The sequence below is a fragment of the Micromonospora sp. NPDC049359 genome (assembly GCF_044466585.1).
Classification (GTDB): domain Bacteria; phylum Actinomycetota; class Actinomycetes; order Mycobacteriales; family Micromonosporaceae; genus Micromonospora.
The window spans coordinates 35,626-54,248 of sequence record NZ_JBITMW010000017.1 but is presented as its reverse complement, the minus strand read 5'-3'; the positions used below and the strand labels follow the sequence as shown (position 1 = coordinate 54,248).

Genomic DNA, 18,623 nt, shown 5'->3' with positions numbered 1-18,623 from the left:
TGACGACCGAAACCGCAAGATCGGCGCGAGGGGGGTGGCGCGTTTGTGGTCCGTGGGCTCGGGAACGCCGTCCGTTCGTCCGTTAGCCGGCCTGCGCGCCGGTCCAGGAGGCGAAAGGGAGCGGGTCATGGAGTACGAGCAGATGATCGCGACCGTACGACAGCGCGGAGGGCTCGGGGAGAACGAGGCCGTGCGCTCGGTGCAGGCCGTCCTGTCGGTGCTCGGCGAACGGCTCGCCGGCCAGGAGGCCGACAACCTGGCGGCACAGTTGCCCGATCGGCTGAACGGTTCTGTCACCCGAAACCCCCAGGGACGCCGGTGGGACGTCGACGAGTTCCTGAAGAAGGTCGGCGACCGTGAGCAGGTGTCGAACGGGGACCAGGTGCGTCAACACGCCCAGGTGGTGCTGAACACCGTCGCCGAGGCGCTCGACGACGACGACCGGCACGACCTGCTGGCGCAGTTGCCCGGCGGCATCACCGACCTCTTCGGTGTCCCCACCCCACGCGGCTGAGCGCGGTCACGCTCGCAGCGGGCGCGGACCCCGGCCGCCACGGTCAGGGTCCCCGCCGCCGTGGTCATCGACGTGCGACGTCCGAGCCGATGGGCCGACGGTCGACGGCCGGCGAGAACGGGCGATCGTCAGGGAATCGGCCACTCGTGCACCGGCCGGTTGCTGTGCATCAGCTCCACGTAGTGCCGCACCACCTCGCGCAGCGCCTCCGGCCGGTCCAGGTGATCGGTGGACTCCAACCGGTGCAGCGTCGCCACCTGCCAGGTCGCGCCGTTGCGGTTGGTCAGGCAGCGTTGCTCGATGACGCCCAGCAGACGGTCCCGCTCGGTCGGGTCGAGGCCCCACCGGTCCAGCCCGTGGTGCGCCATCGGTAGCAGCCGGCGCAGCACCAGCTCGGTGACCGGCAGGTAGCCGAGGCCGGGCCAGAAGACCTGCGCGTCGATGCCGTGCCGGGCGCAACTGGTGAAGTTCTCCTCGGCGGCGCTGAACGACATCTGTGACCACAGTGGCCGGTCCGACTCGGCGAGGGCGCGGACCAGTCCGAAGTAGAAGGCCCCGTTGGCGATGGTGTCCAGCACGGTCGGCCCGGCCGGCAGCACCCGGTTCTCCACGCGCAGGTGCGGCCGGCCGCGCGACACGTCGTACACCGGACGGTTCCAGCGGTAGATCGTGCCGTTGTGCAGCCGCAGCTCGGCGAGGTTCGGCACCTCGCCGGCCGCCAGGGTCTGCGCCGGGTCCTGCGGGTCGCACACCGGCAGCAGCGCCGGGAAGTAGCGGACGTTCTCCTCGAACAGGTCGAAGACGCTGGTGATCCAGCGTTCGCCGAACCAGACTCTGGGGCGTACCCCCTGGGCTTTGATCTCTTCCGGCCGGGTGTCGGTGGCCTGCTGAAACAGCGGGATGCGGGTCTCGCGCCACAGCTCCCGACCGAACAGCAGCGGCGCGTTCGCCCCGAGCGCCACCTGGATGCCGGCGACCACCTGGGCGGCGTTCCAGTAGTCGGCGAACTGCGCCGGGCTGACCTGGAGGTGGAACTGGGTGCTGGTGCAGGCCGCCTCCGGGGTGATCGTGTCGGCGGTGACCGCCAGGCGCTCCACCCCGGAGATGGCGATCGGCAGGTCCTCGCCCCGCGCCGCGAAGATCTGCTCGTTGAGCAGCTTGTAGCGCGGGTTGGCCGACAGCGTCTCGGCGGTGAGGTGCTCGGGACGCAACGTCGGCAGGATGCCGATCATGACCATGTGCGCGCCGATCGTGCGGGCCTTCTCCTCGGCGGCGTTGAGGCTGGCGCGCACGTGCTCCTCGAAGTCGAGGGTGCCGGTGCCGGTCAAGCGGCGCGGTGGCACATTGATCTCGATGTTGAACTGGCCCAGCTCCGTCTGGAAGCTCGGATCCTCGATGGCCGCCAACACGTCGGCGTTGCGCATGGCCGGATTCGACGCCTCGTCCACGAGGTTCAGCTCGATCTCCAGCCCCGTCATCGGCCGGTCGATGTCGAACCGCGACTCCCGCAGCATCTCGGCGAAGACATCCAGGCAGTTCCGCACCTTTTCGCGGTAGCGGGCCCGATCCTCCCGACTGAAGGTCCGTACGCCGACATCCTCGCCCATGGTCACCGCCCTGTCACCGCTGGTTCCCCCTAACCTCGCACGTGGCCGTACGAGCGGGGAAGACCCGAGGGTTCTTTCCTACCCAGTGGCGGGCCCCGTGACCCCTGTCGCACGCTCTGTGGTCGGCGAGAGCGCGAACGGCCGGCACCGCTAGCATTGCCGGATGCGCGAGAAGGTGACCCGGCTGTTCGTCGCGGCGGCGATCGCCGAGGCCTGCTCCTGGCTGGCCCTGCTGGTGGGGATGGCCGTCAAGTACGGTCCGCCGGACAATGAGCTGGGCGTCAAGATCTTCGGGCCGATCCACGGCGGCCTGTTCATCGCGTACGGGTTGCTGGTGCTCGCGGTGGCGCGGCTGCGCCGCTGGAGCCTGCCGGTGACCCTCGTGGCGCTGGCGTGCGCCGTGCCGCCGTTCGCCACGCTGATCTTCGAACGCTGGGCACATCGCCGGGGCATGCTCGGCGGCGACCGGCAGCCGGTCCGCGAGCCCGCCCCGGTCGGCTGACCGGCCCCGGCCGAGCGCTCAGGTCAGCGCGGAACAGGCCGCGACGCCGGCCAACAGCAGAGCGCCGATCGTCGCCTGCAACAGCAGCGGTGGTCCCAGGTGTGACCAGAGGGTCGCGGTACGCGGGGTGAGCAACTGCCCGGTGGTCAGGTTGACGATCCGCTCGATCCGCGGCGGCAGCTCCGGATCGCGCTGCGGGCGCAGGGTGAGCTGCACCTGATCGGCCGGGTGCAGGGCGCTCTGCGGCAGGTGTCCGTGCAGCTCGACCTCGCAGAGCTGACCGGCGGTGTTCCGCAGGCGGACCGGGGTGACCAGGTACTCCGGGCCCTGCTTCAGCTCCTTCCAGCGTCGGCGGGCGCCACCGCCGCCGAACGAGAACAGCGCGCGCAGCAGCAGGGCCGGCAGCCGGGCGAACGCGGCCGCGGCGAGCACCGCGACCAGCACCGGTTGGCCGACGCGTATCTCGCGGGTGTAGCCGTCCAACAGGCGGACCAGCCGTCCCGTGACGATCCGCTCCGTCGGGTGCACGATCCGCCGGGTATCGAGTCCGCTGTCCATTTCCACCACCGAGAGTCCGCTTGTGTTCACTGATCGTATCGATGTCCCCGGTTGAACGACGTGAATGAAACCTGGTCACGGGCTCACGCCCGCGAGGTGACATCCCGGGCGACGGGGGTAAGCGGGCGGTCGAGCTGGAAAGGGGTCGAGCATGCAGCTGTCCTTCCTGCGCCCGCTCTACGACCGACCCGGGCCGTGGTGCTCGGTGTACCTGGACGCCTCCGCCGACACCGAGGACGCCCACCCGGCGCTGGACCTACGCTGGCGCGCCCTGGAACGCCGCCTGGCCGAACAGGGGGCGGACGAGGCGAGCGTCGCCGCGCTGGACCGGGTGATCCGGGGTCACGACCCGATGGTCGGGGACTACGGCCTGGCGGTCTTCGCCAGCCACGGTCAGGTGGTGCTCTCCGAGTACCTGTCCGCGCCGCCGCTGCGCGACCTGGCGAGTTACGGGCCGTTGCCGCACGTCATGCCGCTGCTCGCCCAGCGCGGCGAACAGGTGGCGTGGGTCCGGGTGGTCGCCGACCGTACCGGGGGCGACGCTGTCGCGGTCAGCGCGGGCGGCGTACCCCGACGGGCGCACGTCGCCGGCCGGGAGAGCTTCCCGCTGCGTCGGGTCCAGCCCGGCGGCTGGTCGCAGTCGCGCTACCAGCGGGCCGCCATGGAGGCGTGGCACCAGAACGCCGGCGACGTCACCGCCGCGACCGTGGAGCTGGCCGACCGCGTCGGCGCGGACGTCGTGGTGGTGGCCGGTGACGTCCGGGCCACCGGGATGATCGCCGCGCAGATGCCGCCGCGCTGGCAGGACCTGGTCGTCCGCACCGACGCGGGCTCCCGGGCCGGCGGCGCCGACCAGAGCATGCTGGACGACCTCACGGTGCAGACCATCGCCGAGGTCGCCGACCAGCGGATCACCGCCGCGCTGGACAAGTTCGGCGTGCAGGAGGACGTCGGCGCGGGACTCGACGCGGTCGTGTCGGCCCTGCAACGCAACCAGGTCGACACGATGCTCATCGTCGACGACCCGTCGGCCAACGGCGAGCTGTGGATCGGCCCCGAGCCCACCGAGATCGCCGTCGACCCGGCCCAGTTGAGCGCGATGTCGGTCGGCGACCCGCAGCGGGTCCGCGCCGACGCGGCGCTGGTCCGGGCGCTGGTGGGCACCGACGCGGCGTTGACGGTGCTCGGCGCGGACGAGGCGCCGCAGCTCACCGACGGCGTCGGCGCGGTCCTGCGGTACGTCGACGAAGGCACCCCGGGACGCGGCAATGGCTGAGCGCCGGGTCGCGGACCTGGTGGTCGAGCGGATGCGGGCCTGGCGGGTGCCGCGCGCCTTCGGCTACCCCGGAGCGGCGATCGCCCCGCTGGTCGAGGCGCTGGAGGACGCCGGGGGCGACCCGGCGTTCGTTCCGGCCCGGCACGAGGAGACGGCCTCGTTCATGGCCACCGGGCACGCCAAGTTCACCGGCGGCATCGGGGTCTGCCTGGCCACCCAGGGACCGAGCGCGGTGCAACTGCTCAACGGCCTGTACGACGCCAAGCTCGACAGCAAGCCGGTCGTGGCGATCGTCGGTGAGGACGTCACCGGACCGCTGGGCGGCGCGCACCAGCAGATCGGGTTGAGCCGGCTCTTCGGCGACGTGTGCAACCAGTTCGTCCGGTACGGCCGCAGCCCGGCGTCCGTACCCGCGCTGCTGGACCAGGCGTTCCGCACCGCGGCGGCGACGCGGAGCCCGACCTGCGTGGTGCTGCCCCGGTACCTGCAGGAGGCCCTGGTGCCGGACCTGGGGACGCACGCGGCGGGCGTGATCACGGCGACCCCCGGCGAGCCGCTGGCCCGGGTGCTGCCGCACGAGGTGGACCTCGACGCCGCCGCGCAGGTGCTCGGCAACGGCCAGCGCACCGCGATCCTGGTGGGCCAGGGTGCCCGGGGCGCCGCCGCCGAGATCGTCGAGCTGGCCGACCGCCTCGGCGCCGGGGTGGCGACGTCCCTGCTGGGCAAGCCGATCCTGGACGAGCGCCTGCCCTTTCACGCCGGGGTGCTCGGGGAGGTCGGCACGCCGGCTGCGGCCGAGCTGATGGGTGGCTGTGACACGCTGCTGCTGGTCGGCACGAACGACCCGTGGACCGACTACTTCCCGATGCCCGACCAGGCCCGCACGGTGCAGATCGACATCGACGGCACCCGCATCGGCAGCCGCTACCCGGCCGACGTTCCGCTGGTCGGTGACGCCACCGAGACGCTGCGGGCACTGCTGGAGCGGGTGCCCGCCCGGCCGCACCAACAGTGGCGCGCGACGGTGGAGAGCACCGTCGACCGCTGGCGCGCGACCGCCGCCGACCGGGCCGCCGCGCCGGCCGAACCGATCAACCCGCAGCTCGTCCTGCAGGAGCTGTCCACCCGGGTGCCGCACGCCGGGTCGGTGGCGGTCGATGTCGGCTCGGTCCTCTACTGGTACGCCCGGCACCTCGTCCTGCCGCCCGGGGTGAACGCGCAACTCTGCGGCACCCTCGGTTCGATGGGCTGCGCCCTGCCGTACGCGGTGGCCGCCAAGCTCGCGGCCCCGGACGCGCCGGTGGTCGCGCTGCTCGGCGACGGGGCCATGCAACTCAACGGCCTCGCCGAGCTGATCACGGTGTCGCATCACTGGCAGGACTGGGCCGACCCACGGTTGGTGGTGCTCGTGCTCAACAACCGCGACCACAACGGCATGGGCGGTGGACGGGAATCGTCCGGGGACCCGATGGGCCGCCGTCCCGACGTGCCGTACGCGGGCTGGGCCCGGCTGCTCGGGCTGCACGGCGTCCGGGTGGACCGTCCGGAGCTGGTCGGCGCGGCCTGGGACGAGGCGCTCGCCGCGGACCGGCCCTGCGTCCTGGAGGCCGTGGTCGACGCGACGGTCTCGTTGGCGCCCCCGGAACCGGCCTTCGCCGACCTGCGTGGGCTGTACGCCGAGGGCGAACCGGCCCGGCGCGTCCGCGAGCAGGTGGAGCAGGCCGTGGCCGTCGAGGATCTCGTTTAGGCGCACGCCACCAGGGCATCAGTAGCGGCCCGACGACCCTGGAGGTCCCATGCCGGAGCCCGCCGACCGCCGCTACGGTCCCGCGCCCCTGCCGCAGCCGCGCGGCCCGCTGTCGGCGGCGGTGACCGACGCGCTGCGACGCGCGCCCTACGACCTGCCGGCGGACCTCGGCGTCGACCTCGACCCGGCGGACCCGCTGACCGACGAGGATCTGCAGCTGACCCTGTTCCTCTGCTACGAGCTGCACTACCGGGGCTGGCAGGGCGTCGACGAGGGTTGGGAGTGGCAGCCCACCCTGCTGGCGCTGCGGGCCCGCGCCGAGCGCCCCTTCGAGGCGGCGCTGCGCCGGCTGGCCGACGTGCCGGCGGTGCCGGCGGACGGCGTCGCGGCCGGGCTGGCCGAGCTGGTCGCGGCCGACGACGGGCCGTCGCTGGCCGCCGCGCTCCAACGGCGTGCCGACCTCACCCAGTTCCGCGAGTTCGTCGCCCACCGCTCGGTCTACCACCTGCGCGAGGCGGACCCGCACAGCTGGGCGTTGCCGCGCCTCGGCGGCCCCGCCAAGGCCGCCCTCGTGGAGATCCAGACCGACGAGTACGGCAACGGGCGGTTGGACCGGATGCACGCCGAGCTGTTCCGGCGCACCCTGGAACGGCTGGGCCTGGACACCGGCTACGGGACTCACCTGGACGTGGTGCCCGCCGTGACCCTGGCGACCAACAACCTGATGTCCCTGTTCGGGCTGCACCGACGGCTGCGCGGGGCGCTGCTCGGGCACCTGGCGGCCTTCGAGATGACCTCGTCCCTGCCGAACCGCCGCTACGGCAACGGACTGCGCCGCCTCGGCCTGGACGAGGTGGCGACCCGCTTCTACGACGAGCACGTGGAGGCGGACGCGGTGCACGAGCAGATCGCCGCGCACGACCTGTGCGGCGGCCTGGTCCGGACCGAGCCGGCGCTCGCTCCGGACGTGCTCTTCGGCGCGGCGGCGGCGCTCGCGGTGGACCGGCTCTTCGCGGCGCACCTGCTGGACAGTTGGGCGGCCGGCCGCAGCTCGCTGCGGTCACCCGCCCCGCCGACCCCGCCGCCGACCGTCCCGCTCGTCGGCGTGGGTCCGGTGTCCGTGACGACCCCGCCGGCGCCGATCGCGCTGGTCTGATCCGCTCAGCCCTCGCGGGTGGTGCCCGCCCTGAAGCTGATCGCCTTGTGGGTGCCGTCGCAGAACGGCTTGAGCGCCGACCTGCCGCAGCGGCACAGCGCCACCGTGCCCCGGCGGGCGTCGATCCGTTCGCCGTCCGGGGTCACCAGCGCGAAGTCGCCGCGGACGAGCAGTGGACCGTCCTCGTACGGGGTGATCGTGGCGGCGGCGGGCTCGCTGGTGTCGTCGGTGCGCATGGGCCCCGATGTGCCCGCCCCAGCCCCGGTGAAACCTGCGCGGCCGATCGTCGGTGATGACCGGCGCAACCCGCTGACCAGCGGATTGTGACCGCCGGGTGGGTGATGCCCCGTTTGAACCCCATCGGGACGGGAAGCCGGGCCGCGTGGTGAGCGAACGAGGCAAGGTGGGGCCGGTGCACAAGGTGCACAAGGGGCTCACGGCCGATGGCGCCGGCCTGGCCGGCGACCGGGTCGTGGCCCAGGGCAGCGCTGCCCGGGTGCTGGTCGCCGCCACCGCCCGGGCGCTGCGGGGCGCGGACTGCGCCGACCTCGGGCACACCGGGCCGATCTCGCGGTTTCCGACGGCGCCCGAGCCGGTTCGCCGGGCCGCGGCGACCCGAGCCGCCGGGCGGGTCGCCCTCACCGTCGACCAGATCGGTGAGGTGGACGCGGCCCGGGTGGCCCGCTGGTTCGTCGACCAGTACCCGCGCCGCAGCTATCCGGGGGTGCTCATCGGGTCGCCGCACGGCGCGGCCGCCCACCTGGCGGTCGCTCTCGGCGTGCCGTTGCTGCCCGCCGGCTTCGAGATGACCGTGCACTGGAGCGACGGGGCCGTGGACCGTCCCCGGGAGGCGCTGGCGCACGGGGGCGCGCTCGCCGAGCGGCTGGTCGGCGGCAACCCCGACGTGCACCTGCGCCAGGTGCACTGCCCGGCCAGCCGGGGAACCCTCACCGGCGTCACCGTGTCGCTGGCCGCCCGCTGGCGGTCGCTGCCGGCCGCGTACGCGCAGTTCCTGACCGACCGGCTCAGCGCCGACGCCCCGGTGCTGCTGGTGCGGGACGCGCGCACCTGGCCGGTGCTGGAACGCGGGCCCGGGCACAGCTTCCAGGTCGGCTGCCCGGCGAGCGGACTGGACCCGGTGGACTTCCACCCCGACAGCCACGCCCTGCGGCAGGTCCTGCGGGCGGTGGGCGGCGACGCCGCCCGGTGGGCGCCGCCGGAGGTGTCGGTGCCGTCAGGCGACGCCGAGTACGGCATGGACCCCGGATTCGAGCTCTCCGCGCGGGACTTCGCGGACCGTCACGGTCGCCCGCTGCATCGGGTGCTGGTGCCCCGGCCGGGAGCGTTGAGCGCGGCTGTGGCCGACCTCTACCGGCACTGGTTGCGGGCCGCCGGCAAGACCGGTGACCGGTTGGTGGTGGAATGCGGTCGGCTGCTCGATCCGTGGCAGGTGGTGCGGGCGGGGCTGGTGCCGTACTGGTGCGAGAACGCCACCCGCCGCAGCGTGGACGAGGCCGAGTGGTGGCTGGCCGGCAGCGAGGAGTTCAGCTCGGTGGACGTCCTGCCCGAGCCGCCCGGTATGCGCTCGCCCGCCCTGGCCGGGCTCCCGCAGTGGTTGGCGGTGGCGGGCTTCGGCCGACGACGCCGGGCTCTTGACCGGACCTCCGCGCGGGGCTATCCGGTGACGTCCGTGCCGACGCGCCGGGCCACCGAGGTCATGCGCGCCCAGCCGTACGACCTGCCCGTCCCGCCCCCGCTGGGGGTCGCAGAGGCCCTGTCGGTGCTCCGTGACACCGGCGGCCACCAGGGGTTGCTCGTCTCCTGAAGGGGAGGACGCCGAAACTTCCTCGCGAACCCGGGGTCCCGTGATTGAGTACCTACGGAGCGGGAACATCGCTGGCTGCGACGACCTGATCGCGCTGCGTAGAGATGTTGTCGCTCGCTGGCATCCCAGTCACTGACCCACTTTCCGGCCCGGTGCGTGGCTCGACCACGCGCACGACCGGTTTCCCGATCCGGGCGGGGGACCTTCCTGAGGGAGGCGCGGATGTTCGGACAGACGAGCACGACCACGACCACACCACCACCCACCGAGCGTGGTCTGGAGGACCTCGACGCGGCGGCGCTGGCGTACGCGGCCCGGATCGAAGGGCTGCCGCCGGAGCGGCGACAGGAGGCGCGCGACGACCTGGTCCGCTTCGCGCTGCCGTTCGCCGGCCGGCTGGCCCGCCGTTACCGGGGGCGGGGCGAACCGCTTGAGGACCTGGAGCAGGTGGCCCGCCTGGGGCTGGTCAACGCCGTCGACAGGTACGACCCGGAGCGGGGTTCGTTCACGGCGTACGCGGCGATCACCATCGTGGGCGAGATCAAGCGCCACTTCCGGGACCGCACCTGGGGCGTGCACGTGCCCCGGCGGCTGCGTGATCTGATCCTCGAGGTGGGGCAGGCCACCGCCGCGCTGACCAGCGAGTTGTCCCGCGCGCCGTCGGTGGCCGAGCTGTCGGCCCGACTGGAGACGCCGGAGGAGGAGATCCTCGCGGCGTTGGAGTCGGCGGCCGGCTACAGCCCGGCGTCGCTGAACGCGCCGGTCGGCGGGGAGAGCTCCGCGGAGTTCGGCGACCTGGTCGGCGAGTCGGACAACGCCCTTGAATCGGTCGACGACCGGGTGACGGTGAGCGGCCTGCTGCACCGGCTGCCCTGGCGTGAGCGCCGCATCCTCGCCATGCGCTTCTACGGCAACCAGACCCAGGCGGAGATCGCCGCCCGGTTCGGCATCTCGCAGATGCACGTGTCCCGCCTGCTGTCGCGGGCGCTGACCTGGCTGCGGCAGGCCATGCTCGCCGACGCCCCACCGCCCTGGCAGAACGGCGCCGCCGAACCGGATCCGGGCAAGACCCGCATCTCGGTACGGCAGAACGGTGACCGGGTGGTCGTCGAGGTCGGCGGCGAGGTCGACCGCGACGGCGCGGACCAGCTACGCCGCGCGATGTTGGAGGCCGTCACCGGCCAGCCGAGCGAGGTCGTCGTCGACCTGGTCGGGGCGGGCGGGTTCGACGCCGGCGGGATCGCCGCGCTGGTGGCCGGTCGGGAGGCAGCCGAGCGTACCGGCGTGCCGTTGCGGCTGACCCGGGTACAGCCGGCGGTGCGCCGCTCGCTCACCGCCGCCGGGCTCCCGCCCGCTCGGGACTGATCCGCCGAGGACAGCAGGGGCCCGACACCGAAGGAGGTGTCGGGCCCCTTGGCGCGTACGACTCTCAGCGGTCCTCGGTCTCACCGCCGTCGCTGTGCGGGTGCCGCCAGCGTTCGTGCGGCTTCGGCGCGTCCTGCGCGTCCTTCGGCGCGTCGCTCTGCTCGAAGCTGGGCCGGCGTACGCCCTCGGGCTCGGGTACGTCCACCGGGCGGGCGCCGGACTCGGGCGCCGGGTGGTAGCGGGCCGCCTCCATGGCGCCGTGCGCGCCCTCGGGCGCGGGTGACTCCGGCGCGTGGTGCTCGAGGTGTATCTCGTCGCCGAACTGCTGGGGTGGCTTCGTGGTGCGCTGCGGCAGGTCCCGGCCCAGGTCGGCGACGAGTGGGCCGTACTTCAGGTCGAACGCCGGCCGCTCGGAGCGGATGCGGGGCATCTTGTCGAAGTTGCGCAGCGGCGGCGGGCAGGTGGTCGCCCACTCCAGCGAGTTGCCGAAGCCCCACGGGTCGTCCACTGTGACCATCGCGCCGTACCGCCAGGACTTCCAGGCGTTGTAGATGAAGAAGAGCGTGGACAGGCCGAGGATGAACGCGAAGATGCTGGAGATGGTGTTCAGCGTGGTGAAGCCGTCGCTGGGCAGGTAGTCGGCGTACCGGCGGGGCATGCCCTCGGCGCCCAGCCAGTGGTGCACCAGGAAGGTGCCGTGGAACCCGATGAACATCGTCCAGAAGTGCGCCTTGCCGAGCCGCTCGTCGAGCAGCCGTCCGGTCATCTTCGGCCACCAGAAGTAGTAGCCGCCGAAGAGCGCGAAGACCACCGTGCCGAACACGACGTAGTGGAAGTGCGCCACCACGAAGTAGCTGTCGTGGGTGTGCCAGTCGACCGGCGGGCTGGCCAGCAGCACCCCGGTGAGGCCGCCGAGAAGGAAGGTCACCAGGAAGCCGATGGCGAACAGCATCGGCGTCTCGAAGGTGAGCTGCCCCTTCCACATGGTGCCGATCCAGTTGAAGAACTTCACTCCGGTGGGCACCGCGATCAGGTAGCTCAGGATGCTGAAGAACGGCAGCAGCACCTGCCCGGTGGCGAACATGTGGTGCGCCCACACGGTCATCGAGAGCACGGTGATGGCGATGGTGGCCAGCACGATCCCGGTGTAGCCGAACAGCGGTTTGCGGGAGAACACCGGGATGATCTCGGTGATGATGCCGAAGAACGGCAGGGCGATGATGTACACCTCGGGATGGCCGAAGAACCAGAACAGGTGCTGCCAGAGCATGGGGCCGCCGGTGGCCGCGTCGTACACGTGCGCGTTGAGCAACCGGTCGGCCGAGAGCGCCAGCAGCGCGGCGGCCAGCAGTGGGAAGACGAGGATCACCAGCACGCTGGTAAACAGCATGTTCCAGGTGAAGATCGGCATCCGGAACATGGTCATCCCGGGCGCGCGCAACGTGAGGATCGTGGTGATCAGGTTGACCGCGCCGAGAATGGTGCCCAGGCCGGAGACCACCAGGCCGAGCACCCACATGTTCGCGCCCACGCCGGGACTGTTCTCGACGCTGCTCAGCGGGCTGTAGGCGGTCCAGCCGAAGTCCGCCGAGCCGCCCGGCGTGACGAACCCGGCGACCACCATGAGACCGCCGAACAGGTACAGCCAGTACGCCAGGGCGTTGAGCCGGGGGAACGACACGTCCGGCGCGCCGATCTGGATCGGCACGATGAAGTTGGCGAATCCGAAGGCGGCGGGCGTGGCGAACAGCAGCAGCATCACCGCGCCGTGCGAGGTGAAGAGCTGGTTGTACTGCTCGGAGGAGAGGAACTGCAGGCCCGGCCGGGCCAGCTCGGCGCGCATCACCATCGCCTGCAGGCCCGCCACCAGGAAGAACCCGAAGGAGGTCAGCAGGTACAGCACGCCGATCTGCTTGTGGTCGGTGGTGGCGAGGAACTTGATCAGGGAGTTGCCGGGGACCGGCGTCCGCAGCGCCCCGGGAAAACCCCCGAAGCGGGCCGGTGCCAGGATCGCCGGTCCCCGATCGCGAACGGGTTCCGTGGTTACCCGCTTGGGCATGGCTGCTCACCCCGTCGTGACGGCAGAAAGGACGGGCGTGCCTACCCGACCCTTGCACCATGTAACCAGGCTTAAGCGGTGAATTCGGTCAGATCGCTGGTACCGGTCGAAGTGCCCCGCGGCCTCACGCCGCCGGCAGCATCGCCCAGACGGCCTTGCCCTGACCCGCCGGCACGCTGCCCCACCGCTGCGCCAGCTCGCGGACCAGCAGCAGCCCGCGGCCACCCTCGGCCCGCAGGTCCAGGCCGGCGGGTTGGGCCGCCGACGGGCTGCCGTCCACCACGGCCAGGTGCAGGTACGGCCGCCGCAGCGTCACGGTCACCTGCATGGGGGTGCCCACGTGCCGGACGACGTTGCCGACCAGCTCGGTGAGCACCAGAGCCGCCGGACCCGCCGCGTCGGGCAGGTTCCACCGGGCGCACGCGTCGCCGACCAGCTCCCGGGCCCGCCGGCACGCCTCCGCCACCGGCTCCAACCGGGCGCGGATCCGCAGCGCTCTCTGCTCGCCGGCCACCCTCGTCGCCTCCGCGCAGTTCAGCGAGACCGGAACCACCCGGCACGTCGTCGACTCGGCCAGCCAACGGGCGGCGGCTGGCGGCGGGGCGCAGAGCACCACCGGCACGGCCGGCCACTCCTCGGCACGCCGGGCCGTCGCCGCGAAGACCGACAGCGCCAGCCGGTCCCGCACGTTCACTCGGGCGAGGTCGACCACCAGCGCCTCCGGCTGGGCCGCCAACGCGCCGTCCAGCGCCTGGTGCACCGACCGCATCGTGCCCAGGTCCAGGGCGCCGGTGAGCCGGACGACCGCCACCGGTGCCGTGTCGCGCACCTCGCAGGTGATCCGGCTGGCCATCGGGGCGCCCTCGATTCGCTGGTGGGTCGGGATCTGCCCACTACCCGAGGTTCCGCGCCATCAAACCGGACCGACCGGCCAGGGCGACGCGGCTCACGGTCGCCGGGGCCGCGCGGTCAGCAGACCCAGCGCGATCAGACCGAGGCCCAGGCCGAGGTGCAGCCAACCGTCGGCGGCGTTGACCGGCAGGACGTTCGCGCCGGTGTCGTGGTCCACCGCCAGTCCGTAGAGCCAGAGCACCAGGTAGACCGCGCCGCCGCCGACCAGGAAGGTCCGCGCGCCGCCGACCGTCCGCGCCAGCGCCAGGCCGACGACCCCGAACAGCAGGTGTACGAGGTTGTGCAGCACCGACACCTGGAAGGCGCCGAACAGGAACGCGCCCGAGGTGTGCCCCGCGAAGCGCAGGTTCTGCGTACCGCTGGTGATCCCCGGGACGAAGCCGAGCACACCGACCAGCAGGAACACGACGGACGCGGTGCTGGCCGCGCGGCGGACCGGCGGCTTGCCGTCCGCCGGGTTGGCCCGCGCCCGGGAGTGCGCCATCGGTCCGACCATCACCGGCTCCCTCGCTGCGCGGCAGGCGTACGGGTGCGCCTACCCGTCGCCGCCGGGGGCAAACGCGCCGGCGGCGACGGCGGCTCAGACCGGTTGCAGGCGGGACGCGGTCGCCAGCTCGCGGACCCGCTGGTACAGCTCGACGTAACGCTGGGCCATTACCGCGGGCGTGAACCGCTCTGCCGCGACCCGGCGGCACTCGTGCGGGTCGAGCAGGTCCGCGGCCAGCACCAGATCGGCCAGCTCGTCCTCCTCGCCGGTGAGCAGGCCGGTGCGTCCGTGCTCGATCAACTCGGGCAGGCAGCCCCGGGCGGTGGCCACCACCGGCGTACCCAGGGCCAGCGACTCGACCACGGCCGTGCCTCCCGGCTCCTCCCAGCGCAGCGGGAACAGCGAGGCGCGGGCGCTGGCCAGCAGGTCGTCGCGCTCCTGCCCGGCCACGGTGCCGACCCAGCGGACCAGGTCGCCGTCGACGTGCGGCGCCACCTCGTCGAGGAAGAACCGTACGTCCGGGTTCTGCCGGGCCTCGTCGCCCGCCGCCGCCAGGTCGGCCGGGCGGTGGTACGGCCCCACGGGACCGGCCAGCACCAGCGGTACGCCGATCCGCCGCGCGAGCCGCGCGCCCACGTCCTGCCCCTTGCCCGGGTTGATCCGACCGAGGATGAGCAGGTGGTCGCCCTTGGGCGGACCGGGCCGACGGTCGGCGTCCACGGCCAGCGGGGTGGACAGGTGCACGTGACCCACCGAGTGCTCCCGCAGCGCCAGTGGCGCCCGGGCCAACTGCGACGCCGAGACGCCGTTGACCCGGACCCGGTCGCCGCCGTCGAGAGCGCCGTAGAGCGCGGGGTGCTTGGCCAGGTCCCAGTGCAGGGTGTGCAGCACCGGCGGCCCGGACGGTCCCATCGCGGTGAGCGTGGCCAGCCCGACCGCCTCCACGTGGTCGTGCACCAGGTCGATGTCGTCACGGGAGTGCAGCTCGCGGACCACCCCGGCCAGGTGCGCCTGCGCGATGCCACAGACCTGGTTGTAGGGCCGTTGCAGCGCGCCGAACTGCCCGTCGGAAAAGACCGACACCTTCTCGTCCACCGGCAGAGCGCTGGACTCCACCGAGGCGAGCACCACGCGCACGCCGAGCCGCCGCAGCTCGGGCACCAGGGTCGCGATCACGTTCTCGATGCCCCCGTACCCGGGTGGGGGCACCGACAGCCACGGGCCGGCGTTCATCAGCACGGTGAGGCTCATCGACGGTCCTTTCGTACCCGGGCGGTGGCCGGCCGACGAACCGGGGCGCTCACGCGGCCGCCACCCGTCGGCGGGGGAGCCGGTGGCGCAGCTCGGCCAGCGGCGGACGCTCCTCGATGGACACGTCGCTGACCACGACCTCCCGGTCCAGGTTGGGCAGGGTGTCGGAGCCGCCCCGGCGGAACTGGGTCAGCAGCGCCTCCGGCATCAGGCCGGGGGTCGCCCAACCGCGTCGTTGCAGCCGGGACCACGCGGTCAGCATGATCTGCGCGGACATCCGGCCCAGCGCCGCCGTGTCCTGGTGACGGTGCTTGCGTTCGCCCAGGTCGACCTGCGCCAGCGCGTCCAGACCGACCAGGTCCAGCAGGTCGATCATCATGGCGGTCTCCACGCCGTACCCGGAGACGAACGGCACCCGGGCCAGCACGTCGCGGCGTCCGGCGTACTCACCGGCGAGCGGCTGCACGAAGCCGGCCAGTTCGGGCCAGAAGAGGTTGAGCAGCGGTCGGGCCATCAGTTCGGTCACCCGCCCGCCGCCGTCCTGTTCCACCGTGGCGGATCCGACGAGCGGGCGGTGGTAGAAGCCCTTCACGAAGTCCACCGACGGGTCGGTGAGCAGCGGCCCGAGCAGGCCGGTGACGAAGTGCGGGCGGAACTCCCGCAGGTCGGCGTCGATGAACGCCACCACGTCGCCCCCGGCGGCGGCCAACCCCGCCCAGAGCGCGTCGCCCTTGCCGGTGAGCCGGGGCAGGCCGCGGGTCATCGCGTCCTGGCTGACCACCTCCGCGCCGGCGGCCCGGGCCACCTGGGCGGTGCGGTCGGTCGACCGTGAATCCACCACGATCAGCTCGTCGACGAGCGCGACCCGGTCCATCAGATGCTCCCGGATGGTCGACACGATCGCGCCGACGGTCGCCTCCTCGTTGCGTGCCGGCAGCACCACGCTGACCCGGCTCTCGCCCTTGGCCCGAAGCAACCGGCGTGCCGGCCAGTCCGCCGCCGACGTGGTCCGGTACGTGGCCCACGCCTCCACCACCGGTGACACGGTCGTATCCCGCACGGGCACCCCCTCTTTTCGTGCGTGGAACAAGCAGGGCTCTAGTTCCCACTTGCCGCCTCGCGCTAACCGTTCCCAGGGCAACAGCTTGATCACGACGTGGCATCGGCGCGTTCCCGGGGGATGAACGTTTGATTGCGCGCATGCCAGGGGACTGCTCCCGACGGAGCCGAAACGTTCTCGGAAGAGGTTGTCGAATGGTCAGCTGTCGGGTGGGCCTGGTCGGTGCCGGGGGAGTGGCGCAGCGTCATGCGCGGGTGCTGTCCGGATTCGACGACGTCGAGATCGTCGGGGTCACCGACGTGGTTCCGGAGGCGGCGGCCGCGCTGGCCGCGCGGCACGATTCGCGGACCTTCACCGACGTGGCCGAGCTGCTGGCCGCCGGCCCCGACGCGGTGTACGTCTGCGTGCCGCCCTTCGCGCACGGCCCGGCCGAGGAGGCGGTGATCGACGCCGGGGTGCCGATGTTCGTGGAGAAGCCCGTCGCCGTCGACCTGGGCACCGCCGAACGCATCGCCGACCTCGTCGCCCGGCGTGGACTGCGCACCGCCGTCGGGCACCACTGGCGTTACCTGAGCGTGCTCGACACGGCCCGTGAGCTGCTCGCCGACCGTCCGGTTCGGATGGTCAGCGGCGCCTGGCTGGACAAGGTGCCGCCGGTCGCCTGGTGGTCGCGGCGCGACCGGTCCGGCGGCCCGGTCGTCGAGCAGGCCGCCCACGTGCTGGACCTGATCCGGGTGCTGGCCGGCGAGGTGACCGAGGTCACCGCGTACGGCGACGGCACGCCACCGCCCGTCGACGGCGCCGACATCGACTCGGTGACCACCGCCACGCTGCGCTTCGCCAGCGGCGCGGTCGGCACGCTCAGCGCCGCCTGCGTGCTCGGCTGGAAGCACCGCGCCGGCCTGGAGATCCTCGCCGACGGGTTGGCCCTGTCGCTGGGCGAGGACGGCCTGCTGATCCGTGACGCCGACGGCGAACGGCACGTCCCGGCCGATCCGGAGGCCGCCCGGGTGGCGGTGGACCGCGCGTTCGTCGACGCCGTCCGCGGTGTCGGCGACGACGTGCGGGTCCCGTACGCCGAGGCGTTGAAGACCCAGCGGCTGGCCCTCGCGGTGGCCGACTCGGCCCGCGGTGGCCGGACGATCCGACTCACCACGCCCGCCGATTCGGGCGCCCTGAGCACCGGGGTGACCGTCGATGCGTGATCGGGTCGTCGCCGTCACCGCCCCCGGTCGGGTGGAGATCGTCGAGCAGGAGGCCGCGCCGCTGCGGCCCGGCACGTTCCGCGTCGAGACGCTGTTCAGCGGCGTCTCCGCCGGCACCGAGCTGAGCTACGTCAAGGGCACGAACCCCTACCTGAACGTCACCTGGAACGCCGACCTCGGGCTCTTCCAACCCGGCGCGGCCAGCACCTCGTACCCGGTGACCCGGCTGGGTTACATGCAGGTGGGCCGGGTGGTGGAGAGCGCGACCCCGGCGGTGGCGATGGGCGCGGTCGGCGCGATGACCTACGGGCACCGCACGGGCTGGCTGGCCGACCCGGTCGCCGAACGGTTCGTGCCGCTGCCCGACGACCTGGACCCGCTGCTCGGCGTCTACGTCGCGCACATGGGCCCGATCTGCGCGAACGGTCTGCTGCACGCCGCCGCCGACCTGCACGGCGCGGACGTCCGCTCGCTCGGCGACGGGGTACGCGGCCGGCGGGTCGCGGTGGTCGGCGCCGGAGTGGTGGGCCTGCTGACCGCCCTGCTGGCCCGCCGGCACGGCGCCGCGTCGGTGGTGGTGCTCGACCCGACCCCGCAGCGTCGTCGGGTCGCCGACGCGCTCGGCCTGGAATCGCTCGACCCGGAGGCGGACGATCCCGCCGTGGCGCTGAAGACCCGGTGGGCCCACGTCGCCGGCGACCGGGGCGCCGACGTGGTGTTCCAGTGCCGGGGACAGGCGTGGGCGTTGCACCTCGCGCTGCGGCTCCTGCGCCCGCAGGGCACCGTGATCGACCTGGCCTTCTACCAGGGCGGCGCGGACGCGGTCCGGCTCGGCGAGGAGTTCCACCACAACGGCCTGGCCCTGCGCTGCGCGCAGATCGGACGGGTACCGCGCGGGCTCGCGCCGACCTGGGACCGGGAACGGCTCTCCGCCGAGACCGTCGACCTGCTGCGGACGTACGGCGATGTCATCCGCAAGCACCTGGTCTCGGCGGTGGTCCCGTTCGACGAGGCGCCCACCCTGCTCACCGACCTGGCCGAGCGCCGCCGCCAGGAGCTACAGGTGGTCCTGGCCGGCTGAGGAGCCGTCGCGGGGTGA

At 73.0% G+C, this 18,623-nt stretch carries 17 protein-coding genes; 9 read left to right on the top strand and 8 right to left on the bottom strand.

From position 1 onward, the window contains the following. Nucleotides 1-127: 127 nt before the first annotated feature. A complete protein-coding gene (locus tag ACIBTX_RS30155; protein ID WP_357121999.1) occupies nucleotides 128-514 on the top strand; it encodes a DUF2267 domain-containing protein in 387 nt (128 codons plus the stop codon). A 128-nt stretch (nucleotides 515-642) separates the two neighbouring features. Here ACIBTX_RS30155 and ACIBTX_RS30150 read toward each other — a convergent pair whose 3' ends face one another. Continuing rightward, nucleotides 643-2,121 (bottom strand): glutamate--cysteine ligase, encoded by a 1,479-nt coding sequence (locus ACIBTX_RS30150; RefSeq protein WP_357122002.1) that lies wholly within the window; start codon nucleotides 2,119-2,121, stop codon nucleotides 643-645. Between the two features lie 163 nt (nucleotides 2,122-2,284). Between ACIBTX_RS30150 and ACIBTX_RS30145 the strand changes: the two genes are divergently transcribed. Next, complete coding sequence (locus tag ACIBTX_RS30145; protein WP_357122005.1) at nucleotides 2,285-2,623, top strand: DUF3817 domain-containing protein; 339 nt, start codon at nucleotides 2,285-2,287, stop codon at nucleotides 2,621-2,623. 18 nt (nucleotides 2,624-2,641) lie between these two features. Here the strand turns inward: ACIBTX_RS30145 and ACIBTX_RS30140 are convergent, their stop codons facing one another. Then, entirely contained in the window at nucleotides 2,642-3,190 is a 549-nt protein-coding gene (locus ACIBTX_RS30140; protein WP_357122202.1) for a hypothetical protein, read from the bottom strand. Between the two features lie 142 nt (nucleotides 3,191-3,332). On the opposite strand from ACIBTX_RS30140, the gene ACIBTX_RS30135 reads away from it, so the two are divergent. Genes ACIBTX_RS30135 through ACIBTX_RS30125 form a run of 3 tightly spaced genes read left to right on the top strand, consistent with a single transcriptional unit; the run spans nucleotide 3,333 to nucleotide 7,360 of the window. Further along, nucleotides 3,333-4,457, top strand: coding sequence for a Vms1/Ankzf1 family peptidyl-tRNA hydrolase (locus tag ACIBTX_RS30135; protein WP_357175514.1), 1,125 nt, complete (start codon nucleotides 3,333-3,335; stop codon nucleotides 4,455-4,457). Continuing rightward, nucleotides 4,450-6,204, top strand: a complete 1,755-nt coding sequence (locus ACIBTX_RS30130; protein ID WP_357175511.1) for a thiamine pyrophosphate-binding protein — start codon at nucleotides 4,450-4,452, stop codon at nucleotides 6,202-6,204. Before ACIBTX_RS30135 ends, ACIBTX_RS30130 begins: the two co-directional genes overlap by 8 nt. A 49-nt stretch (nucleotides 6,205-6,253) precedes the next feature. After that, on the top strand, nucleotides 6,254-7,360 hold the full coding sequence (locus ACIBTX_RS30125; RefSeq protein WP_357122014.1) for an iron-containing redox enzyme family protein: 1,107 nt from the start codon (nucleotides 6,254-6,256) through the stop codon (nucleotides 7,358-7,360). A gap of 5 nt (nucleotides 7,361-7,365) precedes the next feature. Here the strand turns inward: ACIBTX_RS30125 and ACIBTX_RS30120 are convergent, their stop codons facing one another. Then, on the bottom strand, nucleotides 7,366-7,596 hold the full coding sequence (locus ACIBTX_RS30120) for a CDGSH iron-sulfur domain-containing protein (RefSeq protein WP_357122017.1): 231 nt from the start codon (nucleotides 7,594-7,596) through the stop codon (nucleotides 7,366-7,368). 176 nt (nucleotides 7,597-7,772) lie between these two features. On the opposite strand from ACIBTX_RS30120, the gene ACIBTX_RS30115 reads away from it, so the two are divergent. After that, nucleotides 7,773-9,185: a hypothetical protein gene (locus ACIBTX_RS30115; RefSeq protein ID WP_396833311.1), complete on the top strand. Its 1,413-nt coding sequence runs from the start codon at nucleotides 7,773-7,775 to the stop codon at nucleotides 9,183-9,185. 222 nt (nucleotides 9,186-9,407) lie between these two features. Further along, on the top strand, nucleotides 9,408-10,550 hold the full coding sequence (locus ACIBTX_RS30110) for a SigB/SigF/SigG family RNA polymerase sigma factor (protein ID WP_355052419.1): 1,143 nt from the start codon (nucleotides 9,408-9,410) through the stop codon (nucleotides 10,548-10,550). Between the two features lie 64 nt (nucleotides 10,551-10,614). On the opposite strand, the gene ctaD is transcribed toward ACIBTX_RS30110, so the two are convergent. The 5 genes from ctaD to ACIBTX_RS30085 all read right to left on the bottom strand — a co-directional run bounded on the left by ctaD (nucleotide 10,615) and on the right by ACIBTX_RS30085 (nucleotide 16,292). Next, nucleotides 10,615-12,609, bottom strand: a complete 1,995-nt coding sequence (ctaD, locus tag ACIBTX_RS30105) for a cytochrome c oxidase subunit I (RefSeq protein WP_357122023.1) — start codon at nucleotides 12,607-12,609, stop codon at nucleotides 10,615-10,617. 124 nt (nucleotides 12,610-12,733) lie between these two features. Further along, entirely contained in the window at nucleotides 12,734-13,462 is a 729-nt protein-coding gene (locus tag ACIBTX_RS30100; protein ID WP_357122026.1) for an STAS domain-containing protein, read from the bottom strand. Between the two features lie 93 nt (nucleotides 13,463-13,555). Continuing rightward, the gene (locus tag ACIBTX_RS30095) at nucleotides 13,556-14,017 is read right to left on the bottom strand and encodes a DUF4383 domain-containing protein (protein WP_396833310.1); all 462 of its coding nucleotides are present in this window, start codon (nucleotides 14,015-14,017) and stop codon (nucleotides 13,556-13,558) included. 84 nt (nucleotides 14,018-14,101) lie between these two features. Continuing rightward, nucleotides 14,102-15,259, bottom strand: coding sequence for a glycosyltransferase (locus ACIBTX_RS30090; RefSeq protein ID WP_357122029.1), 1,158 nt, complete (start codon nucleotides 15,257-15,259; stop codon nucleotides 14,102-14,104). A 49-nt stretch (nucleotides 15,260-15,308) separates the two neighbouring features. Then, nucleotides 15,309-16,292 carry a glucosyl-3-phosphoglycerate synthase gene (locus tag ACIBTX_RS30085; protein ID WP_357122207.1) on the bottom strand — a complete coding sequence of 328 codons (984 nt, stop codon included), beginning with the start codon at nucleotides 16,290-16,292 and terminating at the stop codon, nucleotides 15,309-15,311. A 221-nt stretch (nucleotides 16,293-16,513) separates the two neighbouring features. On the opposite strand from ACIBTX_RS30085, the gene ACIBTX_RS30080 reads away from it, so the two are divergent. Next, nucleotides 16,514-17,524: a Gfo/Idh/MocA family oxidoreductase gene (locus ACIBTX_RS30080; RefSeq protein ID WP_357397772.1), complete on the top strand. Its 1,011-nt coding sequence runs from the start codon at nucleotides 16,514-16,516 to the stop codon at nucleotides 17,522-17,524. Continuing rightward, entirely contained in the window at nucleotides 17,517-18,605 is a 1,089-nt protein-coding gene (locus ACIBTX_RS30075; protein WP_396833309.1) for a zinc-binding dehydrogenase, read from the top strand. The genes ACIBTX_RS30080 and ACIBTX_RS30075 overlap by 8 nt, the downstream gene beginning before the upstream one ends. Nucleotides 18,606-18,623 lie beyond the last annotated feature (18 nt).